This is a genomic window from Ellagibacter isourolithinifaciens (assembly GCF_008831035.1).
GTDB lineage: Bacteria > Actinomycetota > Coriobacteriia > Coriobacteriales > Eggerthellaceae > Ellagibacter > Ellagibacter isourolithinifaciens.
This window is the reverse complement of the sequence record NZ_WAJR01000002.1, coordinates 164400-189341: the sequence shown is the minus strand read 5'-3', so window position 1 is coordinate 189341 and position 24942 is coordinate 164400. Positions and strand designations below refer to the sequence as shown.

At 62.1% G+C, this 24942-nt stretch carries 22 protein-coding genes; 7 read left to right on the top strand and 15 right to left on the bottom strand.

Annotation, left to right across the window (positions count from 1 at the left end; genetic code table 11):
• The first annotated feature begins 201 nt into the window (after nt 1–201).
• Nucleotides 202–1155, top strand: coding sequence for a tRNA dihydrouridine synthase (locus F8C90_RS02035; protein WP_158048777.1), 954 nt, complete (start codon nt 202–204; stop codon nt 1153–1155).
• A gap of 271 nt (nt 1156–1426) precedes the next feature.
• Here the strand turns inward: F8C90_RS02035 and F8C90_RS02030 are convergent, their stop codons facing one another.
• The 6 genes from F8C90_RS02030 to F8C90_RS02000 all read right to left on the bottom strand — a co-directional run bounded on the left by F8C90_RS02030 (nt 1427) and on the right by F8C90_RS02000 (nt 6590).
• Nucleotides 1427–1789, bottom strand: coding sequence for a DMT family transporter (locus F8C90_RS02030; RefSeq protein WP_158048776.1), 363 nt, complete (start codon nt 1787–1789; stop codon nt 1427–1429).
• The gene (locus tag F8C90_RS02025) at nt 1790–2110 is read right to left on the bottom strand and encodes a DMT family transporter (RefSeq protein WP_158048775.1); all 321 of its coding nucleotides are present in this window, start codon (nt 2108–2110) and stop codon (nt 1790–1792) included. It lies immediately after the preceding gene.
• A complete protein-coding gene (locus F8C90_RS02020; protein WP_158048774.1) occupies nt 2107–2541 on the bottom strand; it encodes a MarR family winged helix-turn-helix transcriptional regulator in 435 nt (144 codons plus the stop codon). The genes F8C90_RS02025 and F8C90_RS02020 overlap by 4 nt, the downstream gene beginning before the upstream one ends.
• A gap of 518 nt (nt 2542–3059) precedes the next feature.
• Nucleotides 3060–5354: a xanthine dehydrogenase family protein molybdopterin-binding subunit gene (locus tag F8C90_RS02010; protein WP_170264484.1), complete on the bottom strand. Its 2295-nt coding sequence runs from the start codon at nt 5352–5354 to the stop codon at nt 3060–3062.
• The gene (locus tag F8C90_RS02005) at nt 5347–5820 is read right to left on the bottom strand and encodes a (2Fe-2S)-binding protein (protein ID WP_158048771.1); all 474 of its coding nucleotides are present in this window, start codon (nt 5818–5820) and stop codon (nt 5347–5349) included. The genes F8C90_RS02010 and F8C90_RS02005 overlap by 8 nt, the downstream gene beginning before the upstream one ends.
• A complete protein-coding gene (locus tag F8C90_RS02000; protein ID WP_211360983.1) occupies nt 5820–6590 on the bottom strand; it encodes an FAD binding domain-containing protein in 771 nt (256 codons plus the stop codon). The genes F8C90_RS02005 and F8C90_RS02000 overlap by 1 nt, the downstream gene beginning before the upstream one ends.
• 137 nt (nt 6591–6727) lie before the next feature.
• On the opposite strand from F8C90_RS02000, the gene F8C90_RS01995 reads away from it, so the two are divergent.
• Nucleotides 6728–7339 carry a nucleotidyltransferase family protein gene (locus F8C90_RS01995; protein ID WP_158048769.1) on the top strand — a complete coding sequence of 204 codons (612 nt, stop codon included), beginning with the start codon at nt 6728–6730 and terminating at the stop codon, nt 7337–7339.
• Between the two features lie 80 nt (nt 7340–7419).
• On the opposite strand, the gene F8C90_RS01990 is transcribed toward F8C90_RS01995, so the two are convergent.
• From F8C90_RS01990 to ifcE, 6 genes are all read right to left on the bottom strand, one after another.
• Nucleotides 7420–8925 carry a uracil-xanthine permease family protein gene (locus tag F8C90_RS01990; RefSeq protein ID WP_211360982.1) on the bottom strand — a complete coding sequence of 502 codons (1506 nt, stop codon included), beginning with the start codon at nt 8923–8925 and terminating at the stop codon, nt 7420–7422.
• Between the two features lie 122 nt (nt 8926–9047).
• Nucleotides 9048–10328 (bottom strand): GTP-binding protein, encoded by a 1281-nt coding sequence (locus F8C90_RS01985; protein ID WP_158048768.1) that lies wholly within the window; start codon nt 10326–10328, stop codon nt 9048–9050.
• Between the two features lie 74 nt (nt 10329–10402).
• Nucleotides 10403–11854 carry a [FeFe] hydrogenase H-cluster radical SAM maturase HydG gene (gene hydG, locus F8C90_RS01980; protein ID WP_158048767.1) on the bottom strand — a complete coding sequence of 484 codons (1452 nt, stop codon included), beginning with the start codon at nt 11852–11854 and terminating at the stop codon, nt 10403–10405.
• 42 nt (nt 11855–11896) lie between these two features.
• On the bottom strand, nt 11897–12985 hold the full coding sequence (hydE, locus tag F8C90_RS01975) for a [FeFe] hydrogenase H-cluster radical SAM maturase HydE (RefSeq protein WP_158048766.1): 1089 nt from the start codon (nt 12983–12985) through the stop codon (nt 11897–11899).
• Complete coding sequence (locus tag F8C90_RS01970; protein WP_158048765.1) at nt 12986–14704, bottom strand: [FeFe] hydrogenase, group A; 1719 nt, start codon at nt 14702–14704, stop codon at nt 12986–12988.
• Nucleotides 14697–16535: a putative FAD-dependent oxidoreductase IfcE gene (gene ifcE, locus F8C90_RS01965; protein WP_158048764.1), complete on the bottom strand. Its 1839-nt coding sequence runs from the start codon at nt 16533–16535 to the stop codon at nt 14697–14699. The genes F8C90_RS01970 and ifcE overlap by 8 nt, the downstream gene beginning before the upstream one ends.
• 421 nt (nt 16536–16956) lie before the next feature.
• Between ifcE and F8C90_RS01960 the strand changes: the two genes are divergently transcribed.
• The 3 genes from F8C90_RS01960 to F8C90_RS01950 all read left to right on the top strand — a co-directional run bounded on the left by F8C90_RS01960 (nt 16957) and on the right by F8C90_RS01950 (nt 20588).
• Nucleotides 16957–17757: an SDR family NAD(P)-dependent oxidoreductase gene (locus F8C90_RS01960; RefSeq protein WP_158048763.1), complete on the top strand. Its 801-nt coding sequence runs from the start codon at nt 16957–16959 to the stop codon at nt 17755–17757.
• Between the two features lie 294 nt (nt 17758–18051).
• Nucleotides 18052–18963 carry an acetamidase/formamidase family protein gene (locus tag F8C90_RS01955; RefSeq protein WP_158048762.1) on the top strand — a complete coding sequence of 304 codons (912 nt, stop codon included), beginning with the start codon at nt 18052–18054 and terminating at the stop codon, nt 18961–18963.
• Between the two features lie 224 nt (nt 18964–19187).
• Entirely contained in the window at nt 19188–20588 is a 1401-nt protein-coding gene (locus F8C90_RS01950) for an APC family permease (protein ID WP_158048761.1), read from the top strand.
• A 304-nt stretch (nt 20589–20892) separates the two neighbouring features.
• Here the strand turns inward: F8C90_RS01950 and F8C90_RS01945 are convergent, their stop codons facing one another.
• Nucleotides 20893–21261: a 3-hydroxyisobutyrate dehydrogenase gene (locus F8C90_RS01945; RefSeq protein WP_158048760.1), complete on the bottom strand. Its 369-nt coding sequence runs from the start codon at nt 21259–21261 to the stop codon at nt 20893–20895.
• Between the two features lie 158 nt (nt 21262–21419).
• Entirely contained in the window at nt 21420–21767 is a 348-nt protein-coding gene (locus F8C90_RS01940) for an HIRAN domain-containing protein (protein ID WP_246155734.1), read from the bottom strand.
• 167 nt (nt 21768–21934) lie between these two features.
• Here F8C90_RS01940 and F8C90_RS01935 point away from each other — a divergent pair, with 167 nt between their 5' ends.
• Nucleotides 21935–22918: a helix-turn-helix transcriptional regulator gene (locus F8C90_RS01935; protein ID WP_158048759.1), complete on the top strand. Its 984-nt coding sequence runs from the start codon at nt 21935–21937 to the stop codon at nt 22916–22918.
• On the opposite strand, the gene F8C90_RS01930 is transcribed toward F8C90_RS01935, so the two are convergent.
• Nucleotides 22891–23517, bottom strand: coding sequence for a hypothetical protein (locus tag F8C90_RS01930; RefSeq protein ID WP_158048758.1), 627 nt, complete (start codon nt 23515–23517; stop codon nt 22891–22893). The two genes, F8C90_RS01935 and F8C90_RS01930, sit on opposite strands and share 28 nt — an antisense overlap.
• A 262-nt stretch (nt 23518–23779) precedes the next feature.
• Between F8C90_RS01930 and F8C90_RS01925 the strand changes: the two genes are divergently transcribed.
• On the top strand, nt 23780–24919 hold the full coding sequence (locus F8C90_RS01925; RefSeq protein ID WP_158048757.1) for a DNA/RNA non-specific endonuclease: 1140 nt from the start codon (nt 23780–23782) through the stop codon (nt 24917–24919).
• Nucleotides 24920–24942: the final 23 nt, after the last annotated feature.

Genomic DNA, 24942 nt, shown 5'->3' with positions numbered 1-24942 from the left:
GCACGATTGCCCCGTCGGACGAAGTATACAGCCGAGCACGGTCGAACAGCAACTGGTCGCAGGCAGCGCAAGCAAGAATACAGCTAGAGCCCAACCGAGTAATCGCAGCGTCGCAAACGGGATTATCCTGCGATAATGAAATCATCAGCCCGTTCAAGAGACGCCATCACCAGAAGAATGCCAGATGAAGAAGGAGGCGGAATGCTGCTATCGCTTGCCCCCATGGAGGGAATCACCGGATATGCGTTTCGCCGCGCGCACGCGGAAGTCTTCGGCGCGCTCGACCGCTACTACACACCGTTCATCTCGCCGCTCCCCAAGGTGGGAACGCCATTCAGCAAGCGCAACAGCCGCGAGCTCGACCCCGCGAACAACCAGGGCCTCGATGTCGTGCCCCAACTCCTGACCAACGATGCCGACCGGTTCGTCTGGGCAGCTGGGCTACTTGCCGACATGGGCTACAAGGAAGTCAACCTCAACCTCGGCTGCCCCTCGGGAACAGTGGTTGCCAAGGAGAAGGGCTCCGGCCTTTTGCGCAACCCGAACAGGCTCGAAGCGTTTCTGGCCAACGTGTGCGAACGCTCGCCTTTGCCTGTCTCGGTCAAGACGCGCGTCGGAATCGCGAGCGACGACGAGTACGGCGAGCTCCTTGCGCTGTTCTGCCGCTGCGGAATCGCCGAGCTCATCGTGCATCCCCGCGTGCAGAAGGATTTCTACAGCGGCAGCCCGCGCCAGGAGCTTTACGGCAAGACGCTCGAACTCGCGCCGTTCCCCGTGGCCTATAACGGGGACATCTTCACGCTGGGCGACTACGATGCGTTGCTCGCAGCTTACCCGCAGACGCGCCACGTCATGATCGGTCGCGGAATCGTTGCCAACCCCGCCCTCGCGCGCGAGATTCGCGGCGGTGAAGGTTTGGCGCGCGAGGAACTCAAGCGCTTCCACGACAAGCTTTACGAGTCCTACACCGACGACATGGGCGGCAACGCGGTATTCCGCATGAAGGAATGGTGGTCCTACGCCGAGCACGCATTCGCCGACCCGCCCTCGGTCCACCGCATCATGAGAAAGACCCGCCGCGCCGACGAGTACGAAGCCGCCGCGCGCAAAATCTTCTCCACCGAAAGTCTCGCCGACTCTCCGCGATTCAGCTGACGCCCCGTGGCAGTGATCGACCGTAAGACGAACAGAAAAGCCACACGTCATCCCCGATGGCCGCAAAGCTACTCGATCAGCACGAGCGTGCGGTTCTTCTTAACGTAGCGCAAAAGACTCCGCGCAGCCCGGCCAATCCCTGGCGTGTTCCCCAAACCATTCAACTCCTTCGCCTGGTCACCTGGACCAATACTGAAGACTAACGACATGGAAAGGGGTAAACGGCCCCAGCCTCTCTACCCCTTGCACGCCCCTAAGACAAGGCGCCCTTCTAGCCTTGCTCGCAGGCGAGCTCGGCTTCCTCGGCTTCTTGCGTCCCCTTGCTGAGCAGCGCGATGCCGGCAACGACCGCGATCATCCCGATGCCGACGACGATGGAGAACGGGTCGTTCCAGAAAATGATGCCGATGAGCGTCGTCAAAAACGTGCCCACGCCGCCCCAGATGCCGTAAGCCATCCCCAGGCTCAGGTCCTTGAGCGCGAACGTCAGCATCATGAACGACAAGATGTAGCACGCCGCGGTCGCGATGCCGAACACGGGCTGGGTGAAACCCTCCGACAGCTTCATGAACGTGGTGCCGAGCACCTCGGACACAATAGCGACCGACAAAATCAGAATCGGGTTCCTCTTCATCTACATCGCCCCCAAGCACAGGCACGCTACACCGAAAATGATGAGCGCGATGCCCGCGATCTTCTTTGCGTTGAACTTCTCTTTCCAGATGATGCGGCTCACCACGGCGGTCAGCGCCACGGCCGCGCTCGTCCAGATCGCATACGCCAAGCCCAGCGGCAGGTCAGCAAAGACATGGGAAAGCGCATAGAACGACACGGCGTAGCCCACCACGATACCGATGATGGGGACCTTGCGTTTGAAGCCCTCGGAGAGCTTCATGCATGTGTCGCCGAACACCTCGAAGAGCACCGACAGTCCCAAAAGCGCATAAGGGCTCATCGCTGCACCTCTTCTTGGAAGGTCTTCGCATACTGCTCGACTACCTTGATGAAGACCCCGATTTCTTCGGCGGTTATCGACTCGGCGGCCTTCACCTCGAGTTCGCGCATTCGCTCGACCGGCTGGCTCCACCACTCGCGGCCCTCGTCCGTGAGTGCCATGATTCTCTCGCGCTTATCGGCCTCGCTCGGATGCGCGGTCACAAAGTCGCGAGCCCCGAGGCGTTTGCAGATGGCGCTGACTGTCTGCTTGCCCATGTCGCACCGCTCGCAAATCGTTCTTTGGGAAAGCCCTTCGTCCTCATCCCACAAGGCATCGACGACGTAGAGCTCGCTCGTGTCCACGCCCATCTTCCTCGCAAACGAGCTGTAGGCGAACGAAATATCGCGCCAGCAGTTCCACATCTCCTTCGAGAACTCTTCCGGTCTCATTTCTCGTCTCCATTCAAATTAGTCCAACTGTTGACCAGTATAGTCCATCTTCGGACTTTTTCCAAGCCCGAGCGGAAATGCGACGAGACCTCACCCGTCCTTCGCCGTTATACTGTTTGAGCCTTTGGCTGTATCCAGCATACGCCTCCGCTTCGGGCAAATATCCCAAGGAAAGCAACATCGACGGCGGCGACCTCGAATCCGATAGAGCGGGAATCCTCGAGGGGATGCACGCCATAATGATCTTAAGCCCGCAAGCCGCAGGCATCGCCCCCGGTGACGCCATCACGCTCCGCTCTTAGCGCAAGCGAAACAGCAAGGCTTTTCCTGCCAGATGGGACGAGGCGAGGTGGGGGTCGGGCGGTTCGTCTCACTGCCTAACGGGAATCAGCCGAGGCGTGGTCGGACGAGTAACGCGAAAGTGAGACAAATCACCCAACCCCTGTCTCACTGTCTCAGGAGGGGACGGGCTGGGAGCCTACCTCGGCGCCCCAACCCCTGTCCCAAACCCCGTCGCGCTAGCTCGCCTCCGGTTTCGCGAGCAGGACATGCTCCGGCAGAATCGGCAGCTCGCGATGCCACACGCCCGTCGCCCGGTAGATCGCATGCGCTATCGCGGGAGCCGGCGTGTTGATGACGATCTCGCCGATGGATTTCGCGCCGAAGGGGCCCGTGGGCTCATAGGAATGCTCGAACTCCACGTCGATCTGCCCCACATCCAGGCGCGTGGGCAAACGGTAGGTGAACAGGCTCGACTCGCGAATAGCGCCCTTGGACGTGCGGGTGACGTCCTCCATGAGCGTGTGCCCGATGCCCTGCACGATGCCGCCCTCGACCTGGATGCGCGCGAGTGCCGGGTTGATGGGAATGCCGCAGTCGACCACGGCATCGAAATTGAGCACCTCGACTGTGCCGGTCTCGCGATCGAGCTCGATTTCCGCCATGCCCACCATGAACGGCGGCGGAGACACCGGGGAGGAATGCATCGCGGTGGCCTCCGCCAGCTGGCAGCTGTTGCATTGGCTTTTCTCGGCGATAGCGGGAAGGGAAACCGTCTCGCCCGTGCTTTCACGAACCACGCAGCCGCCTTCGAAGGCGAGTTCGTCCGCCGCGCACCCAAGGACCTCCGCCGCGATGGCGCACAACCGCTCCTTCAGCTGCGCACACGCCTTCTCAACGGCCATGCCAGTGACATACGTCGTCGAAGACGCGTAGGAACCCGAGTCGTAGGGCGAAGCGTCCGTATCGGCGCCGAACACCGAAACATCGTCCACCGAGCATTCCATATGCTCGGCGACCATCTGCGCCAGAATGGTGTCGCAGCCTGTTCCCATGTCGGCCGCGCCGATGACCAGCATATAGGTCCCGTCGTCGTTCAGCCTGACGGTGACCGACCCCGAGTCAATACCAGCGATGCCCGAGCCCTGCATGGACATGCCCACACCCGCAGCGCGAACCTTGCCGTTGCCCATGTCGCGCACGGGATACTTCGCTTCCCAGTCGAACATCTGGCGGCAACGGTCCAGGCAGCGATCGAGAGCGCAGGCGTTGGCCACCTCGTTGAAGTAGGCGGGCATGGTCATTCCCTCGCGCAGCATGTTCTGCTCGCGCAGCCCGATCGGGTCGCGGCGCAGCATCTCGGCGAGCTCGTTCACCGCGGTTTCCACGGCGAACTGGCCCTGCGTCGCCCCGAAACCACGGTACGCGCCCGAGGGCTGCATGTTCGTGTAAACCACGTCGGCCGTGAACTTGAACGCTTCCAAAGAACCCGTGTACAGAGGGATGGACTTGTGCCCGGTGAGACCCACCGTCGCCCAGCCGTGCTCGCCGTATGCGCCCGAGTTCGACAGCGTCGTCACGTCGAGCGCACGGATGCGCCCATCGTCGTTCGCACCAAGGCGAACCTTGATTTCCATCTCGTGACGCGGAGAGCCGCAGGTTTGGGCCTCTTTTCGCGTGAACACGCACATCGCGGGGCGGCCCGTCTTCATCGTGACGAACGCGGGATACACCTCACATACCGCGGTCTGCTTCGCGCCGAAACCGCCGCCGATGCGCGGCTTCTCCACGCGAATGCGGCTTTTCGGGATGCCCAGCGCATGGGACAAGATGCGGCGGACGTGGAACACGATCTGCGTGGACGAGATCACATGCAGGCGCCCGTAGCAATCCATCTCGGCGTACGTGCGGAAGGTCTCCATCATGGCCTGGTTGAAGGCCTTCGTGTGATAGGTGCGCTCCAAAACGATATCGCAGCCGGCGAGCACCGCCTCCACGTCACCGTCGGCGTCGGCAGTCGTACCCACGAGGTTGCGTTTGTTGTCTCCGCCCAAGTCGCAGAGCATATGCCAGTTGTCCTCGGGGTGCACAAGCGTGGGATTGTCCTTGGCGGCGCGGAAGTCCAGCACGGGATCGAGCACGTCGTAGGTCACCTTGATGCGCGAAAGGGCCGCCTCGGCAGCCTTCTCGTTTTCCGCGGCGACAATCGCCACCACGTCGCCCACATAGCGCACGTGGCGGTCGATAATCAGGCGGTCGTAGGGGCTTGTCTCAGGATAGGTCTGCCCCGCGTTGCTGAAGCGCTCCCCCGGCACGTCTTCCCAGGTGAACACGTCAACTACGCCGGCGATCTTTTTCGCTTTCGACGTATCGATGTCTTCCACGATGGCGTTGGCATGGGGGCTTCGCAAGAGCTTCACCACAAGCGCGTCGGGCGCGATGTCCTCGGTGAACACGGGCTTGCCCAAAAGGAGCTGCAGCGAGTCCTTCTTGCGGACGGACTTGCCGACCGATTGGTAGTCAGGCCTATTCACGAGAGCCCCCTTCCACGTTTCTGCTGGTGAGGAAGTTGCGAATACCTCGCAGCTGACCCACGTACCCCGAGCAGCGGCACAGGTTGCCGGAAAGGTACGAAAGAATCTCCTCATCGGTAGGGTCGGGGTTCTCGCGCAAAAGCGCGATCGTGTTCATCACGAAACCCGGGTTGCAGAAGCCGCACTGCTCAGCGCCCTGATCGGCGATGAAACCCACGAACTCGGACGCTTCGTCCTGCAGCCCCTCGAGGGTATGCACGCTATGCCCATCGGCGCGGGCAACCAACGTGGAGCAGGACAGCACCGGCTCGCCGTCGAGAAGCACCGTGCACAGACCGCAAGCAGACGTCTCGCAGCCGCGCTTCACGCTTAAGCAGCCATGAGCGCGAACGAAATCAATGAGCAGCATATCGGCCGAGACGTCGTCGGATACCGTCTTGCCGTTCAGCTTGATCGTAACCTCCATTACCGCACCTCCCCCAATGCCAGCAGGGTGCGACGCACAAGCACGGGTACCAACGCGCGGCGATACTCCGCCGAGCCCCACATGTTTCCGGAAACGGGGACGGCCGCCGCCGCATACTCGGCGAACGCCGCAGCGCTTTCCTCGGTGATGCCGCCGGAGAGAATGCCCCGCTCATCGCGAAGAAGCATCGCGCGCGCCGGGCGGGAACCCACGACGACGCGGTACTCCTCCCCCACCTTGGCCGCTGCGCAGTTGAGCGTGGGCAGGTCGGTCCGCTGCTTGCGCACCGCCTGGTAGGCGAAGGCGCCGGGGCGCTTCTTGACGATCAGGCGGACGAGGATGTCGTTGTCGTAGGGCATGCGCACAAACTCCTCCAGGGGCACGACGCCGCCCTTGAAAAGCTCAACGGAGCTGTCCATGGCAAGGAATATTGCAACGACATCGGAAAAGCCCATGCGGCGCCACAGGCTTCCGCCCAGCGTGGCGCCGTTGCGGAATTGCACGCCCACGATGTCGCGCAGCGCGTCCTTCACCGCGCCGCAGGAGTAAACGTCCAGGCCAGGATGCTTCTCCATCTGACGCAAGGTTGCCATGGCGCCGATGCGGAACTCGTCTTCGGTCTCCTCGATCGCATCCAAACCAAGATCGCAAAGGTCGATGGCCGTGTTGAAGGAATGCGTGCCCATCTTCAACCACATCATGCCCGCAACCACGCGGTTGCGCTTCTTTTGATTGAGCTCCCACGCCTCTTCTAGACTTTGCGGGCGCACGTATTTTTGGAAGGTAATAATGTCACTCGCCCCGTTACTTGAGGTTTACACAGTCTGCGCTATTATACTGTGGCCCAGGGGCTATCCCCCAAAACACACCTGACCAACCATCGAATTTGCAGAGGCCCGCCCCCATCATGACCCACTCCGCTTGCAGACCGCAGACAAAGCACGGATGCATCATCATGGCATCGGGCACGAGCACCCGCTTCGGAACGAACAAGCTTATAGCCGAGCTCGGCGGCGTGCCGCTTATCCAGCACGTACTGCGAGCAACCGGTGGGCTGTACGCCAGGCGCGTTGTGGTCACGCGGCACTCGGACGTGGCGCGCCTGTGCGATATGCGAGGAATCGAAGTCGTCCTGCATGATGAGCCCCTAAGAAACGACACCGTGCGCTTGGGAATGGAGAAGATGGCGGACTGTGACACAGTCACGTTCGTTCAAGGTGATCAGCCGCTCGTCAGCGCAAACAGCCTCGCTGCGCTTCTTCGCGGCGCTGAGGGCCACCCCGATTGCATCTGGCGCGCAAGCTTTCGGGGCACGCCGGGCGCTCCCGTGCTCTTTCCCTCATGGTCGTTCGACGAGCTGCGATCGCTTCCGCCCGGCAAGGGCGGCGGCGTGGTCGCCAAGGCGCACAAGGAGCGCGTGCGCACCATCGAGGTTTCTAGCAAATGGGAGCTCTTCGACGTGGACACCCCCGATGACCTGCAAACCCTTCAAGCGCATCTCGAAAACGGGCTCAAATAGGGGCCAAACAGAAAGAAGGCGCCTCGCGGAATCGTCGTTCCACGGGGCGCCTTCTGCGCTTGCGTTTTATCTGCTAACCTCTATGCGTTTGCGTCCGTTTTCGAAGGAATCGCCTTGTCCTTGGGAAGAACGACGTTCAAGACGATGGCGACCGCCGCGGCGGCAACGATGCCGGAGCCGCCAAAGATGAGGCTCACCATCTGGGGAGAGCCCGCCAGGATGGCGGGATTGGCGCCGATGCCGTAGCCCAATCCCAGCGCCACCGACACGATGCTCAGGTTGCGCGGGGTCAGCGGATCGCGCGTGATCAGCTGGATGCCGCTCACCACGATGGACGCGAACATGATGACGGCCGCGCCGCCCAAGACGGACTGCGGCATAATGGACACCACCGCGCCGAGCTTCGGGCACAGACCGCACAAAATCAGGAAGACGGCGCCGCAGGCCAGAGCCTTGCGGTTCACCATCTTGGTCATCGTGACCAGGCCAACGTTCTGGCTGAACGACGTGTTCGGCAGAACGCCGAAGAGAGCCGCGAAACTCGAGCCCACGCCGTCGCAGACCACGCCGCCGGAAAGCTCCTTGTCGGTCGCCTCGCGATCCATGCCGCCCTGCGTGACGCCTGAGATGTCGCCGACGGTCTCGACCGCCGTGACGATGAACATCACGAGCACGGGGGCAATGGCGCGCATGTCGAACACCGGCGCCACAGGCAGCGGGTTCGGGATGGCAAACCATGCCGCTGCAGCGACCTTATCCCAGTTCAGGACCCACGCCTTGGTGTACTCGACGCCCTCGGAGTTAATGCCTGTGGTAGGCAGGACCAGCCCCATGATGCCCGCAACGACATAGCCGACAACGATGCCGACCAGAATGGAAGACGCACTGACGAAGCCCGTCGTCGCATGCTTCACCGCCAAGATGACGACGAGGACGATAAGCGCCAGGCACAGGTTCTCGGGGGAACCGAAATCAGCCGCGCTGTTGCCGCCGCCGAACGCGTTGACGCCGACGCTGATGAGGCTCAGGCCGATAGAAAGGACGACGGTACCCGTAACGATGGACGGGAAGAAGCGGCGCAGCGGCTTTAAGAAGAAGCCGAGCACAGCCTCGAACAGGCCGCCGATGATCGAAGCGCCCATGATGGCGCCGTAGGCAACGAGGCCGCCGCCCATCGACGCCGCTACGGAATTGAACACGCCGATGAAGCCCGAAGACGTGCCCATGATGATAGGAACCCTACCGCCAACAGGGCCGATGCCGAAAAGCTGAACCAAGGTCACAACGCCTGCGATCCACATGGCGTTCTGCAGCAGCGCCAGCTGGACATCGGCGAACTCGGCTCCCGCCAGGCCGCACGCACCCGTCACGATCAAAAGCGGCGTCAGGTTGCCCACGAACATGGCCAAAACATGCTGCAATCCCAGGGGTATCGCCTGAGCGAGGGGCATGTCTCCTTCGAACGAGAAAACGCCGAGCGACCTCGCGCTGCCAGACGTCTTCTCCGAAGAAGCGGCCGCGGGCTTCTCTCCCGAAGCTTCTGAAGCCCGAGCCTCTGAAGCCGCCTCCTGTTTTTCCTCCACCATCTGAATCCCTCTCTAAAAGGACAGTAAAGTGAAAAAATAACACCGCAGGGCGCGCATTTGAAGAAGCAACAGGGATTTTTCCACGTAGGGTCTTAAATTCCGCCCCTTGATTCGGGCCCGCATCACATAAGCGGCCGCAAGCTGCGCTCCAAGATGCCGTGCACGCAGGCGATTGCCGCGCCGTAGTTCACCATGGGCGTACCGCTTCTCGCCGCCACGCTCTGGCGCCAGTGCATTTCCTTCTCGTTGAGCATGCACCCGCCGCAGTGCACCACCACGTCGTAGCCGCTCACATCGTCGGGAAAACCGCGACCCTGCGTGAACTCGAACGTCGGATTCGCGCCGCAATAGCCGCGAATCCACGCAGGCATTTTCACCGTGCCGATGTCCTCGCACTGACGATGGTGCGTGCAGCCCTCCGAGATGAGCACGCGGCCCTCGTCGGTGAGCGCGCCGAGCGCCGCCGTGCCTTCCACAAGCGTGCGCAGATTGCCCTTGTAGCGCGCCATGAGAAGGGAGAACGACGTGAGCGGCGTCGTTTCTGGAACGATGCGCGCAACCTTTTGGAACGCTTGCGAGTCGGTGATCGCGAGGCGGACGTCGCGCACCGCCGCTAAAAGGTCGGCGAGCTCTCCGGGCTGGCAGACCATAGCGCTCGCATGGGCGTCGAGAACGTCGCGCAAGACGAGCTGTTGCGGCAAGATGATGCGGCCCTTCGGCGCCGACGAGTCGATGGGAACGACAAGCACCACCTTGTCGCCCGGCGAGAGCAAATCGGCAACAACGCGGCGCTCATGCGCGGCCGATCCACCCACATGCGCGAGGGCTTCCTTCAGCTCGTTTATGCCCGCGCCCGTGCGCGCGCTTGCGAGCACCTCTGCACGAACTGGGGCGGCAGGGGCGCCGGCGTCGGGGGCGGCGACAGCCCGGGCGATGGAAGAGTCGGCGGTGCCCGATGCGGCTCCCCCGGTAGCGCCGCCCGAACCCGCAGCAACCCCTTCCCCCGACAGAAGGTCGGCCTTGTTGCGCACCACGATGAAGGGCAGCCCGAGCTCCTCGAACAGGGAGATAAGCTCGCGCTCGGCTGCGACCAGCGCGCGCGTGACGTCGGTCACGAGCACGGCCACGTCGCAGGTGCGCAGGGTCTCGCGCGTGCGCTCGACGCGGCGCGCGCCCAGCTCCCCGACGTCGTCGATACCAGGGGTGTCCACGATATCGACCGGCCCCAGCGGCAGAAGCTCCATAGCCTTGCGCACCGGGTCGGTCGTGGTGCCGGCGACATCGCTCACAAGCGCCACCTGCTGCCCGCACACCGCGTTCACCAGGCTCGACTTGCCGGCATTGCGCACGCCGAAGAACCCGATCCGCACGCGCTCTCCTGAAGGCGTCTCGTTCAAACCCATGTTGGAGCCATCCTTTCGCCTTGCTATCGCAGCACGCCTTCCGCACCGCGCGAAAACCTCGCTAGAACCGCAAATCAGAAGCGCAAATCGCGCTCGCCCTTGTGCACGACCGCAGAAATCGCCTCAGCGCACTGGCGGCGCCGCTTCTCGTCCTCGACCTTGAGCAGTTCGCGCTCGATGAGCGCAAAGCCCTTTTGGGAGGTATCGGGCTTGGCGTAATCCGTCAGATATTCCGCAAGCGTGACGAGCGCGTTGGGGTGGCAGTAATTCAAGATTTGCCCGCTCTTGCAGAAGCTCATGAACCGGTCGCCCGTGCGCCCCGCGCGGTAGCACGCCGTGCAGAAGCTGGGCGCATGCTCCTGGTCGATCAGCCACGAGACCACGTCGTCGAGCGTACGCTGATCGCTCACGTCGAACTGCTCAGTGTCGTGCGGGCGCGCCTGCTCGGTGTAGCCGCCCACGCTCGTGCGGCTTCCTCCCGAGATCTGGCTGATGCCGTAGCGCAACGCGCGCTCCCGCACCGCCTGGCTCTCGCGCGTGGAGATGATCATGCCCGTGTAGGGCACCGTGATGCGGATGAGCGCGATGATCTTCTCGAACATCTCGTCGGGAATGCCGTTGTCGAACACGTCGGGGTCGATGTCCATAGCGGGCTTCACGCGCGGCACGCTAATAGTGTGCGGGCCCACGCCGTGCACGGCTTCCAGGTGCTCCGCATGCATGATAAGGCCCGCGAACTCGTAACGGTAGCTCTCGAGCCCGAACAGCACGCCCAAGCCCACGTCGTCGATGCCGCCCTCCATGGCGCGGTCCATCGCCTCGGTGTGCCAGTTGTAATCGCTTTTCGGCCCCGTCGGGTGCAGGCGCTTGTAGCCTTCCTTGTTGTACGTCTCCTGGAACAGGATATACGTGCCGATCTCGGCCTTCTTGAGCATGCGGTACTCCTCCACCGTCGTGGCGGCGATGTTCACGTTCACGCGGCGGATGGCACCGTTTTTGTGCTTGATGGAATAGATGGTGTCCATCGATTCCAAAATATACTCGATGGGGTTGTGCTTCGGGTCCTCGCCCGCCTCGATGGCAAGGCGCTTGTGGCCCATGTCCTGCAGCGCGATGACCTCGGCGCGAATCTCGTCTTGCGTGAGCTTGCGGCGCGGAATCTCGCGGTTCTTGGCGTGATAGGGGCAGTACAGGCAGCTGTTCACGCAGTAGTTCGACAGGTACAGCGGCGCGAACAAAACGATGCGGTTGCCGTAATAAGCCTGCTTGATGTCGTGCGCAAGCTGCTTGATGGCCGCGTTCACCCCCGCGTCCTCGCAGGCCAGAAGCACGCTCGCCTCGCGATGGGTGATCATGGCGCCGTGTTCGCTTGCCGGGTGCAAGTGGGGCTTGCACTTCTCCAAAATGTCGTAGCACAGCTGCACGTCGTCCTTGTGCGCGTCGGCAAAGGCGAGCGTCTCCAAGATTTCCTCGTCGTTGATGAACTCATCGGCGCAGAGCGATTTCGGGTTATACGAATACCCCATAGGGTCCTTCTTTCTTTCGTGCTTTCAAGCGCCCGACGGCGATCACGCCTCGGGCAGGGGCGCCATATCACCGCGATCGACAACGAGCTCGTAGCCGATCGACAGCATGCGCGCGCCCAGGCAGCCGCGACATTCCGCAGCCTCTTCACCCGTACATATCTTATTGTCGTACAGGTCGTAGTCCTTGCGATGGGCCACCGGCGAAAGGTTCGGCATCACGACGTTCGCGCCGGCAAGGATTCCCCGCTCGCGCCCATCGGGAACGATCGTGCCGAGCGCCGTGGTCGCGGGAAGCAGCACATTCGGCTTGATGAGCCGGATGATCGACAGCAAATAGCACGTGAGTTCCGCCGTGCCTGGCGCGAAGGCGGAAAACGGCGTCGCGTGGTGCGGGACAAACGGGCCGATGCCGCACATCTCGGGCTGGAACCGTTCGATAAACTGCAGGTCGCATGCAAGGTCGGCCGCAGTTTGGAACGGTGCGCCCACCATGAAGCCGGCACCCACCGCATATCCGATTTCGCGCAGGTCGGACAGGCAGCGCATGCGGTTCTCGAGCGACATCTCGGGGGAGTGCCAACGCCTGTAGAGCGCAGGGCTTGCCGTCTCGTGGCGCAGCAGGTAACGTTCGGCGCCCGCCTCATGCAGGCGCTCGTAGCTTTTGCGGCTTCGCTCGCCGAACGACAACGTGACCGCGCAGTCGGGATGCGCCGCCCGAATCCGACCGATGATGCCGCACAGCACGTCATCGGCGAAGAAGGGGTCTTCCCCACCCTGCAAAACGAACGTGCGAAACCCCAGGTCGTAGCCAGTGTCCGCACATTTGACGATCTCGTCGGCGAAAAGGCGGTAGCGGCGCGCCGTTGCATTCGACCGACGAATGCCACAGTACAGGCAGTCGTTCTTGCAGAAGCTCGACACCTCGATGAGCCCGCGGGTGAACACCTTCGTGCCGTATACCCGTCTGCGCACGGCATCGGCGCGACTCGCAAGCTCACGGGCCGTGCCGGGCGTGCGCTGCGCGATGAGCCGCTCGTATTCGCCAAGCGAAAGTGAGCGGGTGCGGCACAGCTTGTCGATGAGGAGCGCGAGCCCCTCATCGGCTCCACTGCTATGTAAGTCGTGGGGCACCTAGATATCCCATGTAAGCTGATCGGTGTGGAGCAGCTTCTCGGCCTTCTCGGAAAGCGGATGCTCATAGAGTCTCTCGTAGAGCGCCGCAATGTCGGGGTTCTCGTGCGAGTAGCGCAGCACGTCGGCCCCGTCGAGCGAGTTGAGCACCGCAGCACGCTCGCGCGCGAGCTCCTGGTTGAAGGCGATCGGCTGGCCGCCGCCGCCCACGCAGCCGCCTGGGCAGGCCATGATCTCGACGAAGTCGTAGCTCGCCTCGCCCGATTCGAGCGCATCGAGCAGCGCCGATGTGTTCTCCAGGCCGCTCGCGATGGCGATGCGAAGCTGCATGCCCGCAATCTCGAGCGTCTTGTCGACCCAGGGCTTATCGGGCGTCGCTGCCGTGGTGTCGCACGTGCTGAAGTCGGGGTTTTCGCCCGTAAGGAAGAACGCCGCCGAACGAAGCGCTGCCTCCATCACGCCACCCGTGCGCCCGAAGATGGTTCCCGCGCCCGTCGAGGTTCCCAGCGGGTCGTCGAACTTCTGCTCGGGCAGCGCGGCACAGTCCACGTTGAACATGCGCAGCATGCGATCGAACTCGCGCGTGGTGAGCACGGCGTCGACGTCCTGGCCGGCCTCCGAGGACAGCTGCGGGACACCCGCCTCGTATTTCTTGGCGACGCACGGCATGACGGAGACGACGAAGATTCGTTTTCCCTGTTCGGCAGCTTGCTCGAACAGAAGCGCCTTCGCCGTGGCACCCAGCATCTGGTGCGGCGACTTGCTCGACGAGAGCTGCGCGGCAAACTGCGGGTAGTGCAGCTTGGCAAAGCGCACCCAACCTGGGCAGCAGCTCGTGAACATGGGCCGCGGCTTGCCTCCCTTGACCCACTCGATGAACTCGTTCGCCTCCTCCATGATGGTAAGGTCAGCGCCGAAGTCGGTGTCGAAGACGTAGTCGAAGCCGAGTGCACGCAGCGCGGCGACCATGCGGCCCTGCGTAGCCTGCTCGCGGGCAAGGCCCACGCCCTCGCCCCACGCCGAGCGGATGGCGGGAGCGACCTGGACCACTGTTATCGTCTGAGGGTCGGCAAGCGCCGCGAGCACGTTGCCAGTGTCGTCACGCGCAGTAAGAGCGCCCGTCGGGCAATGGGTGATGCACTGGCCGCAGAGAGCACAGCCCGCATCGGCGATGTGCGCACCGTCGGCAACCCGCACGCCTCGATAGGAGGCGGGGCCGGACATCTCCCACACCGAGCAGTGCTGCACCTTGGCGCATTCGGCGACGCAGCGCATGCAGCGGATGCATTTGGTGGCGTCGCGCTGCAAGGGGAATTCCCCATCCCACGCTTCGAAGGCGAACACGGGGTCGCGCTCGAGGTCCGCCACGCCGAGCGAGTTCGCGAGATTTTGCAGCGCGCAGGTGCCGCTGCGCTTGCACGTGGTGCATTCGCTGCGATGACCTGCGAGAATAGTCTTCACGTTCTGACGGCGGGCAGAGATGGCGCGCGGGGTCGCCGTACGCACGGACATGCCGTCGAACACGGGGGTGTTGCAGGCGGCGGCCAGGCCGTCCTGCCCTTCGACCTCGACCACGCACGCGCGGCACGAACCGATCTCGTTGATCTTCGCCATGTAGCACAGCGTCGGGATGTCGACGCCGGCGAGCTTCGCGGCGTCCAAGATGGTGGAGCCTTCGGGGACCTCTACGGCCATGCCGTCGATGGTTACCTTACACATATTGGACCCTTCCCTCGTCAAGAACACCGCAGCCGAAATGATCGCAGCGCAGGCAGCGACGCGCTTCCTGGAACGCCTCTTCGGCCGACATCTGCACCTCGACCGCATCGAAGTCTCCCTTGCGCTCGCGCGCGGGACGCTCCACGATGTTCACGCGACCGCAAGGCTGACGCCAGTTCGCCGCGGCGGGAGGAACTTCGACGTCGCAATCGAGCTCGTGGTTGAACCCCAGGTAATCGTCGATGTTACGCGCGGCCACCTTGCCAGCGCCGATGGCGATGATCACGGTCTTCGAACCCACCTGACAGTCGCCGCCCACGAACACGTTGTCGAGCGACCCCACCGACTTCAAGCCATCGTCGGCTTCGAAGTATGTGCGATCGGCCTGCATGCCCGCCTCCTCGAACGGCGCACTCTCGATGTCTTGGCCCACGGCGATGAGCACCACGTCGGCAGGTACGCGCACAAGCGGTTTGTCCGCCTTCTGCGGAGCCGGGCGGCCGCGCTTCACGGGCCCGATGAACTGCGGCTGGGTATACAGCGCCACGGCCTGGCCGTTTTCGACCTCGATATGGTCGGGTGCCTGCAAGGTCATCATCTCGACGCCTTCCTGCATGGCGGAGTCGATCTCCGCGCGCAGCGCCGTCATATCCTCGAGACGGCGGCGATAGGCGACCGTCACACTCGCGGCACCGGCTCGCACGCTCGTGCGCGCGCAGTCCATGGCGACGTTGCCGCCACCGACAACCACCACGTTCTTGCCCGTGAAGTCGGGGTATTCGTCGTCCCCAATCTTGGTGAGCAGGTCGACGGCGCTCATCACGCCCTCAGCGTCGGCCCCATCGAGCTTTAGGGTCTTGCCGCCCTGGGCGCCGATGGCCACATACACAGCGTCGTATTCTTCCGAAAGACGACGCATGCCCTCAGCATCGATGCGGCATTCCGTGTGCACAGTGACGTTGCCCGCCGACACGATGGCGCGAATGTCCTCGTCGAGGCGTTCGCGCGGGAAGCGGTACGCCGGGATGCCGTAGCGCATCATGCCGCCGAGCTGCTTGCGCATCTCGAGCACGTGCACCTCATGTCCCATAAGAGCACAGAAGTATGCGCAGGTCAGGCCAGAGGGGCCGCCACCCACGATGGCGATTTTCTTGCCCGTGGGCGCGGCGGGGGCAGGTGTTGGCACCTTATCGGCGGCGAGCTGGTCCACCGCGAACTTCTTGATGCCGCGAATGTTTATCGGGGCGTCGATGAGCGTGCGGCGACAGCGATTCTCGCATGGATGCTCGCACACGAACGCGCACGCCGTGGGGAACGGATTGTCCTTGCGAATCATGCCGATCGCCCCGGCGTAATCGCCCGAGCCCGCAAGCGCGATGTAGGCCGGCACGTTCACGTGTGCCGGGCACAACGTTTCGCACGGCACAGTCTGTGCGACGCCTTCGCGACATTTTCCCTGCTTGACGTGGCTTTCGAACTCTTCTTTAAACGTGTTGAGGCCCGCAAGGAGCACTTCGGCCGCATGCCAGCCGATAGCGCAATCGGCAGTGTCGCGCACGACCGTGGCCTGGGCGCGGATCTCGTCGAGCACATCGGGCTCGACGTCGAACGCGAGAACCTCCTCGAGCAGTGTCTCGATATGGGCTATCCCCTCGCGGCACGGCACGCATTTGCCGCACGTTTGGCATCCGCCCGCACGCAGTAGGTCGAGCTGCATCGCCACTGCACACATGCCAGGCGGCGTGGCCTCCACCCTGCGCTCGTACTCGTCCAAAAACGTTGCGAACTTGGCGTCGTCTTTGGCACGTGGCGCGACCGATAGTCTTGCCATATGACCCCCTCATCGTTTAAGTGATGAAATGTGATAAGATGTGACACGTGTATGGCATGCATCGTCATCACGGTTTCCTCACCCTACCATTACGCTATGAAAGCCCGCAAACCCCAATCGCCGAAGCGGGAGTCTGCGGCCATCAGCGGTATAGGGGTTTGCAAGCGCACCGTTATCACCCGTTGCGGCACCTTCCCCCTTCCTTCCTCCTCCGCGCAAGCACACCCTGCCCGCCTCGCCCCTCGCAGCCCCTTCTCTTGCCAGCACGCGCTATCGCCCCCATCGCCCCAACACGCATGACGGGCAGAATCTACCGCTGGGCGTACACGCAGGAATTGTTTGTTACCTCGCAGGCCACATATGACTAGAATCGGCCCATATCCCCAATTGCAGGGGAAATCCCCATCAATAAGGAGGACCCATGGGCTTCTACAGTGGAAAGACGGCCATTGTCACGGGCGCCGGCTTCGCAGCGCTCAAGGACGGCTCCGCCGGCTCTATCGGCTACGGCATCGCCACGGCGTTCGCCAAGGAGGGCGCGAACCTCGTCATCACCGGCCGCAACGAGAAGAAACTCGACGCCGCAAAGGAGAAGCTCGAGAGCGCTTACGGCATCGAAGTGCTAATCGCGCAGGCCGACATCAACGCCTCCGCCGACAACAAGGCGGTTGCGCAGGGCGTCGTTAACGAGGCGATGGCCAAGTTCGGGCGCATCGATTTCCTTGTGAACAACGCGCAGGCGTCCGCGTCGGGCGTCACGCTCGCCGACCACACCCCCGAGCAGTTCGACCTCGCCATCTACTCCGGCCTCTACGCGGCCTTCTACTACATGCAGGCGTGCTACCCACATCTTAAGGAGACGAAGGGTTCCGTCGTGAACTTCGCAAGCGGCGCCGGCCTGTTCGGCAACTACGGGCAGTGCGCCTACGCGGCCGCCAAAGAGGGAATCCGCGGCCTGACGCGCGTCGCGGCAACCGAGTGGGGCCCGGACGGCATCAACGTGAACATCGTGTGCCCGCTTGCGTGGACCGCCGCCCTGGAGAACTTCAAGGAGCAATACCCCGAGGCCTACGAGGCCAACGTTCACATGCCGCCGATGGGCCACTACGGCAACGTCGAGACCGAGATCGGCCGTGCGGTGCTCCAGCTCTGCGGCCCCGACTTCAAGTTCATGAGCGGCGAGACCATCACGCTCGAAGGCGGCATGGGCCAGCGCCCGTAAGCTGCTTCTGCCGCGTGTCCCCAAACCTCCGCGAACGACTTTTCGAGAATCAACGCGAACGCCCGAGGCGCAGGTCGGTTGAACCCGACACGCCCCGGGCGTTTTGCGTCACGGGGCTGCGGGCGAAGCGGCCCCCAACTCCGCCCGACCCCGTCCCACGCCGAGGCGATACGCGCCGCGATGCCGATAAGGTGTAGAATCGCCTCATCGGCATCGGCGTCGCAAGCGGAAAGCCCTCGGTAGCCCCGCGGCACAACCTCACGATGCCATGCAATCAACGAAAGGATGAGCATCATGCAGGTTATCACCGACCAGGTCACCGTGTTCTCGAAAGACAACAAGCCATGCGCCACCGCCAAGCCGGGCGAAGTGCTGCTGTTCAAGACGCTCGATTGCTTCAGCAACCGCATCCCCGACGAGCAGACGACGATGGCCGACCTGGATTACTCCTACGGCTTCGCAAATCCCGCCGCCGGCCCCGTCTACATCGAAGGTGCGGAACCCGGCGACGTGCTCGTCGTCGACATCTTCGACGTGGAAGTCACCGATGAGGGAACCATCGCCACCGACGACCATTGCGGCCCGCTCTTCGAAACGACGGGCTATCGCACCAAAAAGATTCCCATTAAAGACGGCATGGCCACGTTCAACGAGGTCAGCTTCCCCATCGACCCGATGATCGGCGTCATTGGCACGGCGCCTTCCGGCCCCGACGTCATCGACGGCTTCGTCGGCAGCCACGGCGGCAACATGGACAACAAGAAGATCACCAAGGGCACGCGTCTGTACTTCCCCGTCCGCGTCCCCGGCGCGCTCCTGCAGATGGGCGACGTGCACGCCACGATGGGCGACGCCGAGCTGTGCGGCACCGGCATCGAGATTCCGGCCGAAATCACCTGCCGCGTCCAGTTGGTGAAGAACTTCGATCTGAACTGGCCGGTGCTCGAAACCTTCGGCGAGGGCGGCAAGTGGTACGTGAACAGTTGCGGCGAGCATTACGAGCAGGCACTCATGAACGGCTCGAAGGAGCTGCAGCGCCTGCTGATGCGCGTCACGGGCTGGGATGCCGTGGAAACCTACATGTACATGTCGGTGCAAAGCGACGTCGAAGTGAACCAAGGCTGCGAGCCGTGCGAAGTCGATGTGTCGCTGCGCATCGGCACTCCGAAGCTGCCGCAGTTCCCCGTACTGATTCCCCAACCGTAAGGTTTTCCGCTTCCGTAGCGCACGCTGAGGAAGGCCGAGAGCGCAAAAACTTACCACTCACGAAGAAATGGCTGCCGTTCCGTTCGAATCGGCAGCCATTTCGCTATTTAGTTAACAATCCATTGCTTTATCGTGCTAAAGTCTACCCTATTGCTCAGAGCTGGGAGGCGAGCTTCTAGCCCTGCGCAATGCTTGTTTTCCCATAGAGGAGGAAAGGACAGGGAATGGCAGCAGAAAAGACTCCGGCAAAAGCTAACGCCGGGGACAACATCGAGCAGTTCGGATACAAGCAGGAACTGCGACGCGGAATGGGGCTGTGGGACGTTGTGATGTACGGCGTTCTATTCATGGTCATCATCGCTCCGCAATCTATCTTCGGCTCTATCCAGCTAAACAGCCATGGTATGACGCCGCTGGTGTACATCATCGGCTTTGTGGCAATCATGTTCACCGCCATGAGCTACATGCGCATGTCCGGTAGATTCCCCATTGCGGGCTCCGTATACTCCTACGTGCAGCGCGGCATCAACCCGCATGTCGGCTTCATCGCCGGCTGGCTGATTCTTTTGGACTACATCCTGGTTCCGTCCCTGCTGATCGTCATGGTCATGAACTGGGGCACCGCTTTGATTCCCAACAGCCCGGCATGGCTGTGGGCCGTGGTGTTCATCGCATTTAACACATTCGTGAATATTCGCGGCATCCAGATGAGCCGCGGCGTTGACTGGGTCATCTTCATCATCGAGGCGCTGGCCGTTATCGCGTTCATCGCGCTCGGCTGCAACTTCGTTTTGGGCGGTGGCGGCGCTGGCTCCTTCGTCCTCGACCCGATTTACCAGGAAGGCCAGGTCGACGCTCACTTCATCGCCGCCGGCATCTCTCTGGCCGCGCTCTCGTTCCTCGGCTTCGACGGCATGTCCACGCTCGCCGAGGAAACCCGCGAGCCCGAGAAGAACATTGGCCGCGGCATCCTGATCGCCCTGTGCGCCATCATCGTCGTGTTCGTTGCGCAGACCTACATCGCCGCCATCGTGCAGCCAGACTGGGCGAACACCGACCCCGATATGGGCTTCTTCGACTCTGTTCTGCTGGTGGGAGGCCCGGTCTTCTACAAGATCATGCTCGTCATCAATATTATTGCTATCGGCATCGCCAACATCATGAACGCCCAGATGGCGTCTTCCCGTCTGCTGTACTCCATGGGCCGCGACGGCGTGATTCCTCGTGCGTTCGGTAAGGTGCATCCGAAGTACCAGACGCCTTGGTTCTCCGCTGTGTTCCTGGGCGTCGTCACGCTGTGCCTGTCCATCCCGATGGGCGACAAGATGACCGAGCTGGCTGGACTTGTGAACTTCGGCGCCCTCGCATCGTTCATTCTGCTGAACTTCGCTGTGTTCCTGTTCTTCTTCATCCGCGAGAAGAAGCGCAATACCTTTGGCGACATCGTGAAATACCTCATCTGCCCCTGGATCGGCATCGCAATTCTGCTGTACGTGTTCACCGGCTTCGAGACGATGACCTACATCGTCGGCGTTGTGTGGCTCGTCATCGGCCTTATCATCGGCGCCGTGAAATCGAAGGGCTACAAGGAAGTTCCCGAGGCTTTCAAGCATCTAGAGGTGTAGTGCTTCGCCGCGGTATCTAGGCCAAGCTTCGCCCCTCAGACAAACCGCCTCGCAGATAGCTGCGAGGCGCACTCGACAGGCCGCGTGTCTCGCACACGCGGCCTGTTTTGCATTTGCAAGAAGACAAGCTGCGCCGTTTCCTCGTCGTCTTCCGACATCCAATAACGCAGTGTCCCGCGCTCGGTTTCGAACTCGCGCTTTCGCATGCATGCCCCCTATCGTGCGCCTATCGTGCGCCAAAGCAAAAGCGCGCGGACCTTGAAGGACCCGCGCGCTCGATGCATAGTTTGCGACGTGAGATGTATTACAGCTCGATGCGGCCGAACTTCGCGAGCAGTTCGGAGGCGGCGGCGCAGGAGGGGCAATTGCAATACTTGGCGCCCGCTCCCTTGCGCGCGAGCTGCGCTTCGAGCATTTTGGCGGCGACCTCTTCGCCCATCATTTCCTTCGCCGGGCCCTGGGCGAACGCGATAACGCCATCAATCGTGGTGGGACGCCCCTCAAGGAAGTCGAGCAGCTTGGTGGTCGCAGCCTCAACCGCAGCGTCGCTGCTATCGGCGGCAACAGCATCTTTCCAGGCAGCAGCCGCGTCCTTGGTTTCCTGCTTGCTCGTGTCGGCAGTGGCGAGGATGCCCGCGCGCTCGGCAACGTAATCGAACAGTTCCTTCTCCATGATGAACCTCCTTGGTTGCGTGTATATTCCTGCAGACATTATAGGGCGCCGTCAACGCAATCAAGTGGTCGTCCCAAGAAAACCGAAGACAGGCATGCCGCCGAGAGCCTTCGGAACCCGCCAAAAGCCCTCTCCCGAACAGCTCGCCTCGCTTTGCGCTAATCCCCTTTCACCTTGTCGGTCATGTAAAGCCCGACGCGAACCTGATTCCAGGTTTCAGCCTTTTTGTCAACCTTAAGAATGCGGCACTCAAGCACGCCGTCGTGGCCAAAGCGCAACAACTGGGCTGCAAGGTCGTTCTGATCGCGGGGAATGTAGCCGAGCTTCACGTCCTTGCGATAGATGGCGACGGCGTTGGGATCCGCCGGATTGTGCGGCTCCGCGACAAGACGCAGCCTCTTGCCCGGCTTGAGCTTGGAAATCACCTTTGCGCCATCCCAGTAACGCATGCCAGCAACGTTGAAATCCGCGACGTAACGAGAACTCGAGCTCATAATCGAAGCCATCCTTTCCTTCTCCTCTTCAGTCCCTTATCAATGTAGTTGTCACTCTATCAGGCCGACAAAATATGCCTGTCCGTACTATCGGACACGGAAACTATGGGACACTCTTCTTCCCATCTGCTACAATAAGGGAGCATATCGTTATTGCGCCCCTCGAGAAAGCGACTGTTATGGCGTACAACAGCAAGGCGAAGCTCAAGGTTCTCTATCTCTGGAAGATCCTTCAGGAGGAAACCGACGCCGAGCACGGCCTTTCCATGACGCAGATTATCGAGCGGCTTGCTTCGTATGGGATATCTGCAGAACGCAAAAGCATCTACGACGACATCAAGACGCTGCGCGACTTCGATATCGACATCAAAACCTACCAGCGCAACCCCGTGGAATATGCCATCGAACGACGAGATTTTACCCTTGAAGAGCTCATGCTCATGGTCGACGCCGTTCAATCGTGCCGCGCTATCACCGAGCGGCAGGCTCGCATGCTCATCACCAACATCAAGCAACTCGCCACCAACCGCGAGCAGGCGCTTCTCGACCGCCGCATCCACGTCGAAGGACGCATCAAGTCGAAAAGCGAGAGCGTGCTCTCGACCGTCGACGCCATCCACGAGGCCCTTCGCCTGCGCTGCAAAGTAGCGTTCGCCTACCGCAAGATCGGCGCAGACGGCAAGCCCCACGAAACGCGCGAGGGCAAGCGCCACGAGGTAACCCCCGTGGCCATCTCCTACGACGACGGGTTCTACTACCTGACCGCATGGAACGACCACCACGCCAATCTCACCGAGTACCGGCTCGACCGCATGGCGAAGGTGAGCGTCGAGCGAGATACGCCAGCCACCCGCAACGAAGAGATTGCCAATTACGCCTTCGACCAGGGGAAAGTCGTCATGTTCGGACGGTTTAACGGCGAGGAGGTCGCCTGCGAGCTGACCGTCGACCCCGACAAGGTCGAGATCATCACTGACCGCTTCGGCAAGGGCGCGACCTTCCTTCCCTTCGACGGGCAGCAGGTACGGGCGCGGGTGAAGGTGTGCAAGAGCCAGCAATTCTTCGGTTGGGTCGCAAGCATGGGCCGCGCCGTGAGCATCGCGGCCCCGCAGAGCCTCGTCGAGGAATACCGCGATTACCTGCGCTTCCTCCTCGAAGAGTAAGCAGCTGCCGCCAACATCCTCGGCTCGCAGACAGCGGCTTGAACCATGCTGCCCTCAAGCAATAGACAGATATTGCACTCTTCCAGCTCGATGACGTATTCATCTTTTGCTGCGCGGAAAACCCGGCAAGCACGCTGGCCAAACGCGCAAGAGAGGGGTCCCGCAACGACCCACGCGGGACAGCGGTCTTCGATGTCGCGCCGCAAACTGGCAGGCGGAAGCGAGGTGTCCACCGCTCCCGCCCAGACAGCAAGCTCGCCGTCCAGCGCCCGATATGCCACGAGATCTCCTTCGGAGAAACGCAGGACGAAAGGCGCATCGGGAATCGGCGCGTCAGCGTAGAAATCCCAGGCTATAAAAGCGTCAGCCAAATAATCGCCCAAGGGGAAAACCTCGGGAGAAGACGGTGCATCCAGCATCCACGACGCTTTGAGCTTGCAAGCCTCGCCCAGCATTCCAATCGCGCACGCCGCATCGGGCACGGCGGGCTCATCCGATGCCCCGCGCGCACCCGACCTTTCGAGCGCGCACGCCGCATCGGGAACACACGACGATTCGTCCGTGTCGCCAAAGAGCTGATGCGCGCCTTGCAATGCCATGCGTGTGCCTCCCGTCGTTTTCTCGATTGGTGCCATTGTAGAACGTGCGTACGAACCAGTCTGTCCATGCTTTCGGACAGTCGAAGCCCAACTGGAAGAGTTTTCCGAAACGCCTCTCGCGCCCCTCGCCGCCGCTTGCAACGCAAACGAGAAGCGAGGGCAGAAACCGCGAACAGCCCTCGCGTTCGGGTGGCCTGTATCGGGTATCATGAGGCAGCGGCGTGCCATTCACGACATGCCCCGTTGACGGAAGGACGTCCCCTTGCAAACGCAGCAAACCACCTCCCCCGCACGCGAGCGCCTTGTCCGCACGCTTGCCTCCCTGCTTCTGACAATGAGCCTGTGCCTTCCCTCGCTTAGCGGGTGCGCAGGCATCGAAAGTACCGAAAACGGGAATATCGCAGCAAGCTCGCAGCAAGTTTCCGCAGGCAGTGCCGCCGCGAAGCTATCCGATATCCCCGAGTACTCAGGCGCACTCTGCATCGACGTCAACAAGGGACAGCCTGGATTCTCCGCCGATGACGCAGCGCGCGGATCGTTCATGGAATTCAGCGAGCTCGACTTCGAGGGGCGCTGCGGCACGGCGGCAGGCCTTATCGGACCCGAGACCGTCTCCAATGCCGAACGCGGCGACATCTCGCAGGTTCACCCTTCGGGCTGGGTCCAGCATCGCTACAGCTTCGTCGACCACGAGATGCTCTACAACCGCAGCCATCTCATTGCGCACCAGCTGTGCGGCGAGGACGCCAACGAGCGTAACCTCATCACCGGTACGCACACGATGAACGCCGTGGGGATGACCTATTACGAGGATTTGGTGGGCAACTACGTCCGCCGCACGAACAACCATGTCCTCTATCGCGTGACCCCGCTCTTTGCAGCGAACGACCTGGTGGCGCGAGGGGTTCAGATGGAAGCGGAATCTGTGGAAGACGGCGGGCAGACCATACGCTTCAACGTCTTCGTTTACAACGTGGAGCCCGGCGTGAAAATCGACTACGTGACGGGCGATAACTGGGAGTCGAGCGAGGTTCCCGCCGTGAAGACCAAGGGTGAGACAACCACGACCCGCGGCACGGGCACCGACGCGGCGCTTTCTCAATATGCGGCGAGCAAGGGCGAGGCGGGCGCTTCGGGCACGAGCGGATCATCAGATACAAGCAGCAGCACGCAGGCGGCGCCATCCGGTTCCTCGGACGCGAAAACGAGCGGCGACTCGTCTTCTTCCGCGAGCACCACCGAACAGCAAACGTACATTCTGAACAAGAGGAGCCACAAATTCCATCGTCCCGAGTGCGACAGCGTGCAGTCCATGTCCCCTTCCAACAAAGAGGAGTTCACCGGGTTGCGTCAGACGCTGATCGACGAGGGATACACGCCCTGCAGAAGCTGCAATCCATAGCGCCACGTTACCCCAGGTCATGC

Coding starts and splice junctions, on each gene's coding strand:
- F8C90_RS01950 (WP_158048761.1), top strand. CDS start 19,188: ATGGCAGCAGAAAAGACTCCGGCAAAAGCTAACGCCGGGGACAACATC.
- F8C90_RS01955 (WP_158048762.1), top strand. CDS start 18,052: ATGCAGGTTATCACCGACCAGGTCACCGTGTTCTCGAAAGACAACAAG.
- F8C90_RS02030 (WP_158048776.1), bottom strand. CDS start 1,789: ATGAAGAGGAACCCGATTCTGATTTTGTCGGTCGCTATTGTGTCCGAG.
- F8C90_RS02020 (WP_158048774.1), bottom strand. CDS start 2,541: ATGAGACCGGAAGAGTTCTCGAAGGAGATGTGGAACTGCTGGCGCGAT.
- F8C90_RS01940 (WP_246155734.1), bottom strand. CDS start 21,767: ATGGCTTCGATTATGAGCTCGAGTTCTCGTTACGTCGCGGATTTCAAC.
- F8C90_RS01960 (WP_158048763.1), top strand. CDS start 16,957: ATGGGCTTCTACAGTGGAAAGACGGCCATTGTCACGGGCGCCGGCTTC.
- F8C90_RS02005 (WP_158048771.1), bottom strand. CDS start 5,820: ATGGAGGTTACGATCAAGCTGAACGGCAAGACGGTATCCGACGACGTC.
- F8C90_RS02025 (WP_158048775.1), bottom strand. CDS start 2,110: ATGAGCCCTTATGCGCTTTTGGGACTGTCGGTGCTCTTCGAGGTGTTC.
- F8C90_RS01935 (WP_158048759.1), top strand. CDS start 21,935: ATGGCGTACAACAGCAAGGCGAAGCTCAAGGTTCTCTATCTCTGGAAG.
- F8C90_RS01985 (WP_158048768.1), bottom strand. CDS start 10,328: ATGGGTTTGAACGAGACGCCTTCAGGAGAGCGCGTGCGGATCGGGTTC.
- F8C90_RS01990 (WP_211360982.1), bottom strand. CDS start 8,925: ATGGTGGAGGAAAAACAGGAGGCGGCTTCAGAGGCTCGGGCTTCAGAA.
- F8C90_RS02035 (WP_158048777.1), top strand. CDS start 202: ATGCTGCTATCGCTTGCCCCCATGGAGGGAATCACCGGATATGCGTTT.
- ifcE (WP_158048764.1), bottom strand. CDS start 16,535: ATGGCAAGACTATCGGTCGCGCCACGTGCCAAAGACGACGCCAAGTTC.
- F8C90_RS01930 (WP_158048758.1), bottom strand. CDS start 23,517: ATGGCATTGCAAGGCGCGCATCAGCTCTTTGGCGACACGGACGAATCG.
- F8C90_RS01970 (WP_158048765.1), bottom strand. CDS start 14,704: ATGTGTAAGGTAACCATCGACGGCATGGCCGTAGAGGTCCCCGAAGGC.
- F8C90_RS01995 (WP_158048769.1), top strand. CDS start 6,728: ATGACCCACTCCGCTTGCAGACCGCAGACAAAGCACGGATGCATCATC.
- hydG (WP_158048767.1), bottom strand. CDS start 11,854: ATGGGGTATTCGTATAACCCGAAATCGCTCTGCGCCGATGAGTTCATC.
- F8C90_RS01945 (WP_158048760.1), bottom strand. CDS start 21,261: ATGGAGAAGGAACTGTTCGATTACGTTGCCGAGCGCGCGGGCATCCTC.